Below are 15,829 nucleotides of genomic sequence, written 5' to 3' on the forward strand. Positions count from 1 at the left end.
ATTTTAATTAAAATTAATGTTAAGTCCTATCACTAAAGATTTTGCAAGAGGTGCTCCTCCATAATCTACCGGCACAGAAAAATCGCTGTTTGAACTTGCTGATGTATTTACTGCTTCGGGATTAAAACCTACTTTATATTTGTTCCAATAGAACCAGTTTTCACCCGTAACGTACAATCTCATATTGTCAATTCGGCTTAAGCCTTTAATCGCTTGTCTTAGATTATATCCTATTGTAATATTTCTGACACTTACATAATCTGATTTGTACAACCAGTCTGAATTTGCCTGATAGCCAAATGATGTTCTCCAATTTCCTCTTACGGCTGGATCTACGTTTAGAGAATTTTCTACAGATCCCATTCCGGTACGGTCAATTGCTCTTCCGGTTAATCCGTAAACCGTTCCGCCATTTTGTCCCTGAACTAATATGTTCAAATCAATGTCTTTGTATTTAAAAGTGTTGGTAATTCCCCAAGTATATTTTGGAGTTGGATTCCCTAAATCAACACGATCATCTGAGTTAATTTTTTTATCGCCGTTTTGATCGATATATCTCGGATCGCCTAAAACCAGTTTATTTCCACCAATGGTTGTTCCGCCTGTGTCAATATCTGCCTGGCTGACTACACCATTTTGTTTAAGTCCAAAGATGGTATACATTGGTTTTCCTACTTCTAATTTTATAAATGGAACTCCTCCGTCATACGCATTACTGATTTCAATTTTTGACTGATCCGGTCCTAATGCCAAAACTTTATTTTCGTTATGACTTATATTTGCTGATGTTCTCCACTCAAAACTTGGTGTTTTCACATTTAAGGAACTCAATTCAAATTCCCAACCCTGATTTTGTACTTCTCCCACATTCGTTAAATAGCTTGTAAATCCGGTTGCGCCTACAATGGGAACTCTTAAAAGTAATTCGCTGTTGTTTTTTCTGTAGACTTCAAATGTTCCTGAAAGTCTGTTTTTGATGATTCCGAAATCCAAACCTAAATCAACGCTTCGGGATTCTTCCCAGTGTAAGGAAGGATTTGCAATTGATGATGCGCCTTGCCCAATTGCTGCTGCTCCGCCAATAGAATAATTGTAAGTGGCAAGAGTTGCGTAAGATGCATAACTGCCAATATTATTGCTTCCGTTAAGTCCGCCGCTCGCTCTTAGTTTTAATTCCGTAAGCCAATCGACATTTTTCAGGAATTCTTCTTGTTTAATTCTCCATCCTAATGAAAGTGATGGGAAAACTCCCCATTGTTTATCTGATCCAAATTTTGAAGAACCGTCACGTCTCACACTTGCTGAGAATATGTATTTTTCTTTGTAATTGTATTGTAATCTGGCAAAATAGGAAAGTAATGTACTTTTTTCAGCATTGGTTGAACCAAGAGATCCTGTTGGCAATGTTTCTACTGTTGAACTGTTGTAAAGTGCACCCGAAGATAAGGTTGATCTCATAATTTCGTATGAACTGAAGGATTGCCCTAAAAGCACATTGATATTATGATTTCCAAATGATTTATCCCAGTTTAAGGTATTTTCGTTTACTAAATTTTGTCTTCTGTAGGTATTATACGCTCCTCTAATACTTGCCTGAACATCGTTTGGCGTATAACTTTCGTTTGTATTGTCTGAGTTATCAAAGTTTAAGGTACTTTTCCAGGTAAATCCCGTAGCAAACTGATAACTGGCATAAGTCGAAATCAAAGTTCTGTACATCGAGTTTTTTCCGGTTCTTGCTAATGCGTTTAACATGTTTGTTGTGCTGCTTCCCCATGCATATCTTGTGGTGTATTTTTCTCCGGCTGCGTTTGATGCGCTTTCAAAAACCGGTGTTGCCGTAAGGGCTTTGAATAATGTATTGTCTTTTCCTTCCACTCCCGGATCATTTTTAATCGAATAAGAAGGCGCAATATTAATTCCCATTTTAAAACTTTCGGATAATTTCACATCAACATTTGCACGTGCCGAAAACAAAGTATAATCAGTTCCAATGATGTATCCCGTGTTTTTTTGATAATTAGCAGACACGTAATAATTCACCACATCTGTAGCTCCTGAAGCCGATAATTGATAGTTATTAAATTCTCCAGTACGGAAAACTTTATCCTGCCAGTCAATATAATCCAATCCCGGATGTCCTGGCATATCCCATCTGTCATCATACAAATATGTATAATATCTGGTGTTTGCGGTGGTAAGCGGTGCAGTTGGATTTTTTGCATTATAAGCAGCAATTCTTTCCGCAGTATTCTGACTTGCAGATGCTCCTGCAATTCCTGATCCTACCCATTGTGAATCTATCATGGTTTTCGCTCTGTCGATCCATCCTTGTGATGATAACATATCGACTCTGTTGGCTTCTTTATTGACTCCGCCGTAGGTATTAAAAGTGAATTTTGGTTTTCCTTTTTTACCTTTTTTGGTTGTGATCAAAACTACTCCGTTTGATGCTCTTGAACCGTAAATTGAAGCTGCTGCGGCATCTTTCAAAACTTCGATCGAAGCAACATCATTTGGGTTCATATTGTCTAACGGGCTTCCGCTTGAAAATGCACCGTTGCTGTTTGATCCTTCAGTATAAATAGGGAAACCATCTACAACATAAAGCGGTTCATTTCCTGCCGTTATCGATCCCGCTCCCCTGATTTCGATACTAAAAGGCTGTCCCGGTAATCCTGTAGTTTGTTTTACACGAACTCCGGCAACTTGACCAATTAAACCCTGATCGATTCTTGAAATTGGTCTTTCGGTAAAATTTTCTGTTTTGATTCCGGAAATTGCCCCTGTGGTTAATTTTTTCTTTTGAGTTCCGTAACCAATAACGACCACTTCATTTAAGCTGGCACTTTCAGCATCTAAAGAAACATTATAGGTGTTTGTGGCACCTATTTTTATTTCTTTTTTTATAAATCCTACGAACGAAAATACTAATGTTTCTCCTTCAGAAGCTTTGATCGTAAATTTTCCGTCAAAATCTGTACTGGCTCCTCTATTTGTTCCTTTAACAATTACGTTGACTCCCGGTATAGAGAGTTTCGCCGGATCAGTAACTGTTCCTGTAACCGTTTTTTCTTGTGCATAACCTGTTGCATGTGCAAATGCAAAAAAGGCCATAATCAGCAGAAGATTAAGTTTGTTTTTCATAAAAGTTAAATTTTGGTTAGTTTAATAGTTAATCCAAATTTATCCAGAAGTAGTTGCGCTAGTATCCTGTAGTATCCTGTTAGATTTCAATAGTTTATGATTTTTTTTATATTTATATTAACACTAGACCAGCACAACTAGCTGATTTACAATCGCTAATTCATTGAGAAATCAATAAATATGATATTAAAAATTTTACTAAAATATTTTTTAGCATTTCATATCTATTTATATAAAAAAATATGAATTTATAATCAACTGTAAGTTTTTACTAACTATTTCGCTTTTGAATATAATTTTAAAAAACAGGATGCTACAGGATAGCATTTTGATGCACTACTTATACTTTTACTTTATTGAAAAAAAACTTTGTGCTTTTTTTTAACACATAGTCCCGATAGCCATCGGGATAGATTTTGTATTGCTTAAAAAAGGCGTTTCACTTGGTATTAATTATACATAGTTTGCTATGTGAAAGAAATGAGTTTTTTGCAATATTTTGTAAAACTGAATCTTTGTCCCGATGGCTATCGGGACTATGTGTTAGATCTTTTTTTTTCGGTTACAATCAATAAGCAGAAACAACTAAACCTTTGAATACAATAATGAAACAAACCACATCGATCCTTTTTATTTCCTTATTTTTTTGCTGTGTTTTTAGTTCATTTGCGCAGGAAGCAATTTCGCCATGGCCAAAATCTACTAACATCAATCAGCCCTGGACGCGCTGGTGGTGGATGGGAAGCGCTGTTGATAAACCCAATCTTAAAAAAAGCCTGATTGATTTTCATAAAGCCGGAATTGGCGGTGTTGAAATAACGCCCATTTATGGCGTGAAAGGCGAAGAGAATAATTTTATCGATTATTTGTCACCAAAATGGATGGAAATGCTGGATTATACAATTCATGTTGCGGATAGTTTAAACATGCAGGTCGACATGGTTTTAGGAACCGGCTGGCCTTACGGAGGTTCTCATGTTACGTTACAAAATGCTGCTACAAAACTAATTGTTGAAAAATATCCGCTTAAAAAAAATGAAACATTCAATAAAAATATTGTTCCTGATAGCACTAAAGAAAAAACTCCTGCTGAACTTTTATATGTAGTAGCGTACGGAAGCGATGGATCTTATGTGAATTTAACAAATCAATTAAAAAAAAATAAGATAAATTCTAAGGATAAAGGAATTGAAGGAAATCATGTCAAATTACCCAATATAGCTGAACCCAACAAACTGAACTGGAAAGCCCAAAAAACCGATTATACGATTTATGCGGTATTTAGCGGAAAAACAGGACAACAAGTAAAACGCGCGGCTCCGGGAGGAAAAGGCTATACATTAGACCATTATTCTGAAGAAGCTTTAAATGCTTATGTCGTCCCGTTTAACACTGCTTTTAAAGGACGTGAAGGAAAAATTCGGGCTGTTTTTAATGATAGTTTTGAGGTTTACGGAACTGATTTTACGCCCGACTTTTTTGAGGAATTCAAGATTTTACGAGGTTACGATCTTAAAAAAGAATTACCGCTTTTACTGAATGAAACCGATAATGAAGCTGGAAACCGAATACGAAGTGATTACCGGGAAACAATCGCGGATTTATTACTGAATAAATTTGATAAATCGTGGACAAAATGGGCAAATTTCAAAAACTTTAAAACCAAACTTCAGGCGCACGGATCACCGGGGAACCTGATTGATTTGTACGCTTCGGCAGATATTCCTGAATGTGAAACTTTTGGTTCGATGCCCTTTGATATTCCGGGATTCCGACGTGAGAAAGAAGATATTCGCGAAGGAGATGCTGATCCTGTAATGCTGAAATTCTCGTCGTCTGCGGCACATATTTCAGGCAAAAATCTGGTTTCATCTGAGACTTTTACATGGCTGAGGGAACATTTTAAAACTGCATTATCACAATGTAAACCTGAGGTGGAGGATTTAATGTTAAACGGTGTCAATCATGTTTTTTTGCATGGTTCTACGTATTCGCCTACAAGAGCTGCCTGGCCGGGATGGCAATTTTATGCGGCTGTAAATTTCAATAGCAATAACAGTATTTGGGAAGATGCTCCTGCCCTTTTCTCCTATATCGCTAACTGCCAGTCGTTGTTGCAACAAGGCAAATCTGATAATGAAATCCTGCTTTACTGGCCAGTTTATGACGCGTGGGATAAATACTTAAAAGGGAATTTGTTTGTACAGTTTAAAATTCACTCTTTATCAGACTGGCTATATGGAACTTCATTTTATGATACGACCAAAAGTTTAATGAATAAAGGTTATGGCGTAGATTTTATATCGGATAATTTTATTGCCGAAGCAAAAGTCGTAAACGGAAAAATCATTTTACCGGGCGGCAGTTTTAAATCGCTGATTATTCCGTCTTGTAAAAAAATGCCACTGGCTACTTTACAAAAATTAATCGAATTGCAAAAAGCAGGCGGTTCAATTATTTTTGAAGGTTTGCCGGAATCTGTTCCCGGTTATAAGGATTATAAAAAGCAGGAACAAAAACTGCAATCGATATTGGCACAAAATAAAGATTTGGTCAAACCGTCTTCTGATATTTTTAAAGCTCTTGAAAATGCTCAAATATTTCCTGAAACTCTTGTTGCTACAGGTTTAAAATTCACCCGAAGAGCTATTGACGGTGAAAAAATATATTATCTGGTGAATCATACACCCAAAACAATTGATGCATTTGTTCCGTTGCAAATTGGCAATAAGGAAGTCGTGATTTTTGATCCGTTAACCAGAGAATTCGGCAATGCAATTGTGACTAAAAATGCCAATACAACATCAGTTAAACTGAAAATAGAACCGGGACAATCTTACTTTTTAAAAACAGAAAATTCGGCTTCACAAAAAAAATGGAAGTATTATGAACCTCTTGCTGAAGCTATTCCTTTAAAAGGAAAATGGAATATTACTTTTGATAAAGGCGGTCCGGAATTGCCTAAAAGTGATATAATTTCTAGTCTTGAATCCTGGACAAAATTAAGTCCTGAAGCAGCCGCTTTTTCAGGAACTGCAACTTATATATTAGAATTTGAGAAACCAAATGCGACAACAGAATACTGGAGCCTGAATCTGGGTGACGTCCGCGAAAGCGCAAAAGTATGGCTAAATGATGCGTTTATTGGCACTGCATGGTCTGTTCCTTATCAATTAAACATTGGAAAACTAAAATCAGGAAAGAATATCCTGAAAGTTCAGGTGACTAATCTTTCGGCAAACCGAATTCGAGACAAAGAAATAAAAGGCGAAGAATGGAAGATTTTTTACGAAATCAATATGGTCGATAAAGATTATAAAAAATTCGATGCCACAAAATGGAAACTTACTCCCTCAGGATTATTAGGTCCGGTTACACTCACGCCATTAAAACAAAACTAACTACCAAACAACGAATATTAAAAATGAAAAAAATACTTTTATTTTTGGCTATATGCTTATTATATAATTATTCAGCAAATGCGCAACAGGCTTTTGACAGGAAATTGGTGCTGAAACAAATGATTCTTGCTAATGATTATTTCATGCAAAAATGGCCTGAAACCGGTAAAACTATCATTACAAATAAGGAACGTCCCAGTAATATATGGACACGTGGCGTTTATTATGAAGGATTAATGGCTTTGCACGAAATTTTCCCTAAAGATGCTTATTATGAATATGCTTATTCATGGTCAGAATTTCATAAATGGGGATTCAATAGCGGCAACACCACTAGAAATGCCGATAATTATTGTGCTGCCCAAACCTATATTGATTTGTATAATTTAGAACCGGATCCTAAAAAATTAAAAAACACAAAGGCTACTATCAATATGCTTTTGAATACGCCGCAACTGGACGACTGGTCCTGGATTGACGCGATACAAATGGGAATGCCTGTTTTTGCCAAATTAGGTGTTTTAGAAAAAGACAACCGCTATTTCGAGAAAATGTATCAAATGTATATGTATTCGAGAAATAATCATGGCGATCATGGCCTTTTTAATCCTAAAGATGGTTTGTGGTGGCGCGATGCTGATTTTGATCCGCCTTATAAAGAACCAAATGGCGAGAATTGTTACTGGAGCCGTGGCAATGGCTGGGTAATTGCTGCTCTCGCAAAAGTGCTGACTATTGTCCCTCAAAATGTGCCTCACAGAGCACAATATGTAAAAGATTTAAAAGCTATGGCAGCCGCTTTAGTTCCTATTCAAAGAACTGATGGTTTCTGGAATGTCAGTTTGCATGATCCGACGAATTTTGGCGAAAAGGAAACTTCCGGAACTGCTTTATTTATTTACGGAATAGCCTACGGAATCAATAGCGGAATCCTGAAAAAAGAAACGTATTTACCTGTTATTCAAAAAGCGTGGAATGCCATAACTACAGAGAGTTTACATAATAATGGCTTTTTAGGTTACCTGCAATCAACGGGAAAAGAACCTAAAGATGGTCAGCCTTTATCTTACGATAAAATTCCTGATTTTGAAGATTACGGATTAGGTTGTTTTTTACTGGCTGGTTCAGAGATCTATAAAATAAAATAAGAGTTTATTATTCTTAATATCCTTAAAAACAAAAGCAGCAAACGCAATTACTTGTGTATGCTGCTTTCTTGTATAAAATAAGATTTGAATTAATTACATTATAGAAAATAAAGCTTTATAAAAACTATTGTATTTAGTTGATAGTTTTGAAATTGGAAACTTTACTGGCGGCGTTTCTTCGACAAAACTGCATTTCCAGTTAAAATATAACTTTAATTCCTTAATCATCTCTATTCTCGTTTGATTACAGTCTAATAAATTTAAATTTTTAGCTTCTTCTAAAAAAAATAAACTATCGTATAATTGTTTGTTAAATAAGCAAATTAAAACATTCGATCCTTTTTTATCTAATGCTAAAAACTCCATTAATTCAAACTTATCATAAATAACAAATATAGAACGATCAAACTCTTTTGATTCACTTTCATTTTCATATAAAAATGAGCTCTCAAAAAAATCAAATTCCTCTTTGAAATTTCTTTTAAACATTTTTAAAAATGATCCATTATTATCACTGTTCCAGGTGCTCCGTCGCCGCCAATCATTCCGTCTTTTCCGTTGTTCCCGGCTGCTCCGTTAATTGGAAGCCATGTTCCGTCAGGATTTTGTATGTAAACAGTATTTGTTACTGTATCTGTATATAAAAGGACATTGTCACCAGGGTAATCAACTTCTCCTCTTTTTTTAGGAACTCCAGTACCAGTTGCTGCACCAGCTGTACCTCCTGAAATTTCATCCGCAGCAGCTAGTCTGTGCCATTTCTTGTCAAGCCAATAATAAAACCCGGGAGTCATACCAGGTACAGTTTCAGTATTAAAAACTAATAAACTTTTAGCTTCATCTTTCGAGTCGTCTTTAAGACCTATAATAGGACTAGCATCTGTAAGACCTGCTAACTTAACATTTGGTATTAAAAGACCTCTATTCTCAGACTTAATTTGTAACTGGGCTGACCCGTTAGGATTTAAAGTACCTATACCTACTTGTGAATAAGCCGAATAGCTACCTAATACTACAAGTAATGGGAGTAATTTATTCTTCATAAGATTCAATCATTATGGATTATTATTATTTATTTTTTAAATTATTCTAAATCAGAAATTGAATTATTCAAATACAAAGGATTAATTTTTACAACTTTTATTTCTTTGATAAAAAACCATAATTCTCGAAAATGGCTCTTTCAATGAAATACCGCGATATGATTAATATTTTTAATTTGATTATTAAGAGGTTTGTTACTGCTAACCACTTTTAATACATAAACATCTCTGTTTGAAGTTGCAAAGGTCTCCCTAAATAAATCCTAATTTTACCAGCAAAAGTTTTTATACTTACAGAATAGGACAATCCTTTGATAGGAATAACTGTAAAGAATAAGATTTTGATATTTATGATTAAAGTATCATGAATTACAATAGAGTGATTTGACTATTTAGCACAATACAGAATCAAGTTAATCTGTGGTGTACTGATATGATACTATAGGTTTACATGTATTGGGGTATAATACATGATTAGTATTTTTAAAATAAAAAGGAGGAAACTAAAGTTTCCTCGTATATCTATATAATTATTTACAAAAATTAAATGCAGTAAAAATATTAGCACTAACATTCTATATCCAAATCCTTTTATGGCTACCCTTTTTGGTATCAACGCAAAAACCTGTGAAAACATAAAATATTTTGTATTGGCTAATAGAATTTAACTGCAAAGTCTGCTAAGATTTTTTATATGTAAGATTAAAAAACACAACGTTCGCAGTCCCGAAGCTTCAGGATGTGTTGATCTAGCTTTGCATTCTTTGTGTTTTTTCTACTTAAGTAAAATTAACAGACTTTGCTGCTAAGATTAATAAAGCTCCAAAGATTTTTCTTAAGTCAAAATGGATATTAATAGATAAAGTATTTGAAATTTAATTTTCAGGAATTATTTGGAAAAAAATTGGATCACATTAAGAATTAGTAAAATTATAATCAAACCATACAACATTAATCTTGTACCGTGCCAAATCGTATTATCATCTTCTTTCATAATTAAAATTTTAAGTTTTAATTTGTTGGTAAGGCAGCGGGAAAGTTCCCAAATTTCACGTAATGTTGCTTAAAATTTCTATCCTACTATAAATTAAAACAAATTACATCGCCGCCTCAACCAACAAAAAATAATAACTCTAAAAAATTGATTTGAGTAAGCTTTATACTCTCTAAACACATAATTAACTCCTTCAAATCAACAAGTCAAATATATTTTATAATCACCGCCTAAATGTCTCCTAAAAGTTTTTTAAATAACACTTTAAGACATTTTTTAACTTAAAATTTTAAGTGCAACTCAAGTAAAATTTAAAAATTCAAAAAATAACTTAACAAAAACAAAGCCGATACAGTGTTTTCTGCATCGGCTTTATTATTGATATAAATAGTCTTTAAATTTTTAAAATAATTTATTCTAAAACTGTTTTTGCTTTTACATTTTTAAAAACAAAAAAAAGAGAAAACCTAAGTTCTCTCTTTTTAAAATAATCATCAAAATACTTAAAATAGAATACTAAGAATATACAAAAACAATTCCCTACTAACAAAAGGCTCTTAATATCTATTACAAAAATAGCAATCACTATAAAAAATTATTACCTCTATAAGGTTTTAAAATGACAGTTTAAGACATCTTTAGAACAATAGATATCACTTAATTCCCTTTTTAAGTTTCACCAATGAAGGGTCTTCTGATATTTTAATTTGATTTACAGCAATCTGTGCAATTTCAGTTGCTCCTTTTAATGATAAATGGGTGTCATCTGCTTTATCTTTATCATAATAAGGGTTTTCTCCGGCTTTAAAATGTAAATGCAATTGTTTAGATTTTTCTGGTCCATATGATTGTTCTAATATTTCTGTGTAATATTCTAAATCAATAAATGGAACTTTATATTCTTGTGCTGTTAATCTGGTTTCTAAAGGATAATCGCCATGTGTAGGAACAAGCACTCCTTTTTCGTTAAAATTGCGTCTTGCAATAGAAGTTAGTATTATTGGAGTTGCTCCTTTTTCACGGCTTTCGTTTATAAATTTGATAAGGTTGTATCTATAACTTGTATGTGGATTTGTATATCGTGCTGAATCTTCTATTTTTTCATCATTATGTCCAAATTCAATAAAAACGTAATCGCCTTTTTTTAATTTTTTATAAATAGAATCCCATCGTTTTTCATTGATAAAACTTTTGGTGCTTCGACCATTTACCGCTTTATTTTCAACAACAAAATTATCTTTAAAAAATGGCTGTAAAACCTGAGCCCAACCGTGTTCAGGATTTTTATCCGGATCTTTTTTATTTGCCATTGTTGAATCGCCTATTGTATAAATGGTTGTTTTTTGTGCAAAACAAGTTGCGGAAATTATGCAGATAATTAATAGGTAGTATTTCATATTGTAGATTATTAGATTTTTGGAGTTTTAGATTGTGGTTGCCTTGTGGTTAATGGCACACGGATTTTACGGATTTAAAAGGGTTTTCACTGGTGTTATTTTATTTGTCGAATTACTTTGTGTCCTTCGACTTCGCTCAGGATGACAAAAATTGTGGTAACTTTGTGGTCAATGGAACACGGATTTACGATTTAAACGGGTTTTCACTGGTGTTATTTTCTTTGTCGAACTACTTTGTGTCCTTCGACTTCGCTCAGGATGACAAAGATTGTGGTAACTTTGTGGTCAATGGCACACGGATTTTACGGATTTAAATGGGTTTTCACTGGTGTTATTTTATTTGTCGAATTACTTTGTGTCCTTCGACTTCGCTCAGGATGACAAAGATTGTGGTAATTTTGTGGTGAATGGCACACGGATTTTACGGATTTAAACGGGTTTTCACTGGTGTTATTTTCTTTGTCGAATTACTTTGTGTCCTTCGACTTCGCTCAGAATGACAAAGATTGTGGTAATTTGTGGTCAATGGCACACGGATTTTACGGATTTAAACGGGTTTTCACTGGTGTTATTTTCTTTGTCGAATTACTTTGTGTCCTTCGACTTCGCTCAGGATGAGAAAGATTGTGGTAACTTTGTGGTCAATGGCACACGGATTTACGGATTAAACGGGTTTTCAATGCTCCCCGTATTCTTTGTTCCTATGAACCTTTGAACCTTTGAACCTTTGACCCTTTGAACCTTTGAACCCTTTAACACTTCCTCAAAAAACCTACTTAGCTGCCGTTGGTACTGTTGCTTTTTCTCCTATAAAAACTTCGTTTAAAAGAACGTTTTCAGCGTTTGTGCTTGAAATTGCATTTTTAGCCGATTTAATATCTATGTTAGACAGGGAAATATTACGTACTTTTTTATCTGCAAATCCCTGAATTACAATTCCTGATGCGGTCGCTTTGTTACAAGTAATATTTGAAAAGGAAACATTTGATATATCCGACTGAAAACCTTTTCCTTCTCCGTGATAATTTGCCGTGATGTACAAACAATCTTCTACCTCATCGAGGGTAATATTTCGGACAAAAATATTCCTGATAAAACCACCACGGTCGGCATTTGTCTTTAAATAAATTCCGCGTTTTAAAAAACCCACCGTTTTGCAATTTTCGACATACACATTCTGAACTCCGGCAGACATTTCACTTCCTATTACAACACCGTGAAGTCCTTTAAAATTACAATTTCTTATGACAATATTTTCACTTGGCGTAGCTGAATTTGCTCTTCCTTCATGATCCCTTCCTGCTTTGATTGCCACGTTATCATCTCCGTTATTAAAAGTTACATTTTCGATTAAAACATCTTTTGCATATTCCGGATCGATACCGTCGTTGTTATAATTTAATGATTTATAACTTATTCCCCTCACTGTAATACTTTGTGATTTCAATAAATGCAAACACCAGAAAGGTGAATTTTCTATACGGATATTTTCGACTAAAATATTCCTGCAATTAAAAAACTGAATCATTTGCGGACGTAAAAAATAACCGTCTCCCAATTTCCTGTCTTTCACCGGAACGTTATTGTGGTTCATGTCGCGGCTTAATTCTTTGCCTTGTCCTTCTTTGGCTTTAAAGCTTTTCCAGGTCTTCCCTCCTTCTCCGTCAATTGTTCCTTCGCCTGTTATGGCAATATTTGAGCATTCATAAGCGTAAATTAACGGACTGTAATTATACAACATTGTTCCTTCCCAACTTGTCAAAACCATTGGCAAATAATCTTTGGGTTTATCGCTGAATTTAATTTTTGCACCTTTTTCCAGTTTAAGATTGACGTTACTTACAAAATGAATTGGGCCATTGATTTTATAAATTCCTTTAGGTACAATTATAGTTCCGCCGTTATTTTTTTTACACAACGCCATTGCTTTGTCAAATGCAACCTTATTGTTGGTAATTGAATCTCCTTTTGCGCCTAATTTCAATACATTTATCTGATATGATGGAAATACAGGAAGCTGAATTCTATTAACGATTGAATCTACTTTTGCTGATGGGAATTCATTGTTCTGAGCAAAAGAAGTCCATGAAATTAATAGAAAAATGAAATACTTAAAATTCATAATTTATGTTTTTAATGTTTTTTTGCCCACTGGTTTTAACGGGTTAGACTGGTTGTCACTGGCTTATTTTATAATTTAAAAATCTGTTTAATCTGTGAGAGATTTTAGCCCACGGGTTTAACGGATTAAACTGGTTGCCGCTGGTTTATTTTATACTTTAAAAATCTGTTTAATCTGTTTAATCTGCGAGAGATTTAGCCCACGGGTTTTAACGGGCTCAACTGGTTGTCACTGGTTTTTATTTTTATTCTTCAAAATCTGTTTAATCTATTTAATCTGCGAGAGATTTAGCCCACGATTTAAATAAAAAAATCTGCGTAAATCCGTTTAATCCATTTTAAGCTGTGGCAATATAAAAATCCGTGTAAACCAGTTCAATCCGTAAAATCCGTGGGCAATGGTTTTATTTTGAATACCAATTCAATATAGTATCTTTTAGAATATTCTCTATTGTATATTTTTCAGCATCTTTCTTTTTAAGTTGTTTCGACCATGCAACTCTTTTAGTTGGTTGAAATCCTTCGCCTCTGCAATTGTATTCGGCATACAAAGCATTTTTTTCCGCATCGGGTTTTGACCAGTTTTCCCAGCCTTCCGGCTTGATATGTTTTCCCATATCGCAATTGAGGTAAACAGATTTAGCATAAATACGCCACGGTCTGCCTAAATAAACCGCTGTTGCAGAGGATTCTGCTGTAAGTTTACAGTTTTTGAAAACAAAACCAAAAGCTGTTCCTTCCGGAGTTGAAGCCGCCGTAATATAAGAGCTTTTTATGCTGTGAATCTCACAGTTTTCAAACAAAGCCGTTGCACCTCCAAAAATGAAATCGGTGGTTCCTTCAATATAACAATCCTTAAAATATTGTTTAGCATCTTTCCCTGACAAGTACAAAGTATCCTGATTTCCTAAGATATTACAATTTGAAATTTGAGCACGATTCGCCACCACAGACAATGCAATTGCCTGACCATTATCTCCCGAAGCATTTTTTATGGTTAAATTTGATACGGAAAAATCATCGCCTTCTACCAAAACTGTTGCCGTATAAAAAGTACTGTTTCGTCCTAAATTGATTTTAGAAAAATTATCATCAAAAGTAATAATTGTCTTTTCCTTGCTTTCGCCAATTAAAGCTAATCGCGTGTTCCATTCCGGAATTCGGACTTTTTCATTGTAAATTCCGTTTTTAACGAAAACCGTAACTTTTTCATAAGGAAATGACGGGCTTGCATTTATGGCGTCCTGAATCTTCATAAAGTCACCGGAACCATCTAAAGCTACTGTAATAAAGTTAACTTTTTTTTTATCCGAAGCTGCTGCTTCCGAAACCTTTACTCCGTTTTTGATCGCCCAGGCAGCATATTTTTTCAGTACTTCTTTTGGTGCATCAGAATACCAGGAATATCCATTTCGTCTTTCAGGACCAATTTCATCAATTGATTTTTTCTTGATTCCGTCGCGGTCACAAAAGAAGGGTTCGTTGTTATCCAATTCCATAAATCTTGCCCATATTGGCGCAGCGTTTTGGGTTGGAATCATTTTTTTGTCAATGATTTTTCCGGCTTCATTTAAAACTCGTTTTTCTTCAAGATTGGTGATTTTTGTTTTTTCGAACCAAACCTCAGCACTTTTAACTGCAAGAATTATTTCTGCCGAAGGTTTTTCAATTGTCATCAATAACAAAACAATTTTAGCCGATTCATATCCGCTTAGAGATGCCAGTTCAAAAGCTCTTGCGTTGGCTGGAGCCAAAGTAAACTCGTCGTGTTGCGCACACCAGGCTGTTAGAACTCCGTTTTGTTTGTATTGCGTTTTTATAATACAATCAATTCCTTTATCGAAAGATTTCTTTGCTTTTTCGACAATTTCCTTTGATGGTTTTATGCTATAAAAATCAGTTTGTTCACTGACTTGTTTTATGATGTTCAGGATATTTACCATCGAATCATCATTGTATGTAATGTGTGTGTAATATCCTTTTTTTAATGGATAAAACTGTGGCCATCCACCATTGTCATATTGTGCTTCAAACAAATAATTGAGTCCTTTCAGGTAAGATTCTTTATAACGATCGTCTTTTACCTGAGCATACATTTTAGACATGAAAAGCATTTCCTGACTCGTTGCTCCATTATCTGTAGTAACTTCTTTTGTTGAATTTTTTATTGCAATTAGTTCCTTTTTTTGAGCAGGGGTCAATTCCTGCTGCATCTGGATATTTTTTGGCCATCCGCCAATGTCTCTTTGGTACAATAAAACATTCTCTGCTATTTTTTTAGCTTCGTCCGTGCCAAACCAGTTCGCCTCATTTTTACGAATAATATCCGACCAGTTTTTGTATGTATTTTGAGCATTTATCCCAAAATTAATACTGAAGAAAAGGAATAGTATGTACTTTTTAGATGGAATCATTTTGTATTTTTTATTGTTGTTGCGCATGTTTTTTAACACATAGTCCCGATAGCTATCGGGACATAGGCTTTGTAAACATTTAAAGTCGTTTTACTTAAAATAAATTTCATAGTGCTATGTGTTTATTTCTCACGCAGATTTCGCAGATTTGGCAGATTTTTTTT

General features: G+C 34.4%; 8 protein-coding genes. 2 read left to right on the plus strand and 6 right to left on the minus strand.

Annotated elements, in window-relative coordinates; genetic code table 11:
* Nucleotides 1–3: 3 nt before the first annotated feature.
* Entirely contained in the window at nucleotides 4–3,147 is a 3,144-nt protein-coding gene (locus tag KHA90_RS01500; RefSeq protein WP_213294142.1) for a SusC/RagA family TonB-linked outer membrane protein, read from the minus strand.
* 605 nt (nucleotides 3,148–3,752) lie between these two features.
* Between KHA90_RS01500 and KHA90_RS01505 the strand changes: the two genes are divergently transcribed.
* The gene (locus tag KHA90_RS01505; protein ID WP_213294144.1) at nucleotides 3,753–6,548 is read left to right on the plus strand and encodes a glycosyl hydrolase; all 2,796 of its coding nucleotides are present in this window, start codon (nucleotides 3,753–3,755) and stop codon (nucleotides 6,546–6,548) included.
* 23 nt (nucleotides 6,549–6,571) lie between these two features.
* Complete coding sequence (locus KHA90_RS01510; protein WP_213294146.1) at nucleotides 6,572–7,696, plus strand: glycoside hydrolase family 88/105 protein; 1,125 nt, start codon at nucleotides 6,572–6,574, stop codon at nucleotides 7,694–7,696.
* 93 nt (nucleotides 7,697–7,789) lie between these two features.
* Here the strand turns inward: KHA90_RS01510 and KHA90_RS01515 are convergent, their stop codons facing one another.
* The 5 genes from KHA90_RS01515 to pelA all read right to left on the minus strand — a co-directional run bounded on the left by KHA90_RS01515 (nucleotide 7,790) and on the right by pelA (nucleotide 15,665).
* The gene (locus tag KHA90_RS01515) at nucleotides 7,790–8,185 is read right to left on the minus strand and encodes a hypothetical protein (protein WP_213294148.1); all 396 of its coding nucleotides are present in this window, start codon (nucleotides 8,183–8,185) and stop codon (nucleotides 7,790–7,792) included.
* 2 nt (nucleotides 8,186–8,187) lie between these two features.
* Nucleotides 8,188–8,739, minus strand: coding sequence for a hypothetical protein (locus KHA90_RS01520; protein WP_213294150.1), 552 nt, complete (start codon nucleotides 8,737–8,739; stop codon nucleotides 8,188–8,190).
* 1,647 nt (nucleotides 8,740–10,386) lie between these two features.
* Nucleotides 10,387–11,130 carry a rhamnogalacturonan acetylesterase gene (locus KHA90_RS01525; RefSeq protein ID WP_213294152.1) on the minus strand — a complete coding sequence of 248 codons (744 nt, stop codon included), beginning with the start codon at nucleotides 11,128–11,130 and terminating at the stop codon, nucleotides 10,387–10,389.
* Nucleotides 11,131–11,902: 772 nt separating this feature from the next.
* Nucleotides 11,903–13,252, minus strand: a complete 1,350-nt coding sequence (locus KHA90_RS01530; RefSeq protein ID WP_213294154.1) for a glycoside hydrolase family 28 protein — start codon at nucleotides 13,250–13,252, stop codon at nucleotides 11,903–11,905.
* Nucleotides 13,253–13,655: 403 nt separating this feature from the next.
* On the minus strand, nucleotides 13,656–15,665 hold the full coding sequence (gene pelA / locus KHA90_RS01535) for a pectate lyase (RefSeq protein WP_213294157.1): 2,010 nt from the start codon (nucleotides 15,663–15,665) through the stop codon (nucleotides 13,656–13,658).
* Nucleotides 15,666–15,829 lie beyond the last annotated feature (164 nt).

This window comes from Flavobacterium psychroterrae (genome assembly GCF_018380615.1).
GTDB classification, from domain to species: Bacteria; Bacteroidota; Bacteroidia; order Flavobacteriales; family Flavobacteriaceae; genus Flavobacterium; species Flavobacterium psychroterrae.

Coding starts and splice junctions, on each gene's coding strand:
- KHA90_RS01525 (WP_213294152.1), bottom strand. CDS start 11,130: ATGAAATACTACCTATTAATTATCTGCATAATTTCCGCAACTTGTTTT.
- KHA90_RS01520 (WP_213294150.1), bottom strand. CDS start 8,739: ATGAAGAATAAATTACTCCCATTACTTGTAGTATTAGGTAGCTATTCG.
- KHA90_RS01515 (WP_213294148.1), bottom strand. CDS start 8,185: ATGTTTAAAAGAAATTTCAAAGAGGAATTTGATTTTTTTGAGAGCTCA.
- pelA (WP_213294157.1), bottom strand. CDS start 15,665: ATGATTCCATCTAAAAAGTACATACTATTCCTTTTCTTCAGTATTAAT.
- KHA90_RS01510 (WP_213294146.1), top strand. CDS start 6,572: ATGAAAAAAATACTTTTATTTTTGGCTATATGCTTATTATATAATTAT.
- KHA90_RS01505 (WP_213294144.1), top strand. CDS start 3,753: ATGAAACAAACCACATCGATCCTTTTTATTTCCTTATTTTTTTGCTGT.
- KHA90_RS01530 (WP_213294154.1), bottom strand. CDS start 13,252: ATGAATTTTAAGTATTTCATTTTTCTATTAATTTCATGGACTTCTTTT.
- KHA90_RS01500 (WP_213294142.1), bottom strand. CDS start 3,147: ATGAAAAACAAACTTAATCTTCTGCTGATTATGGCCTTTTTTGCATTT.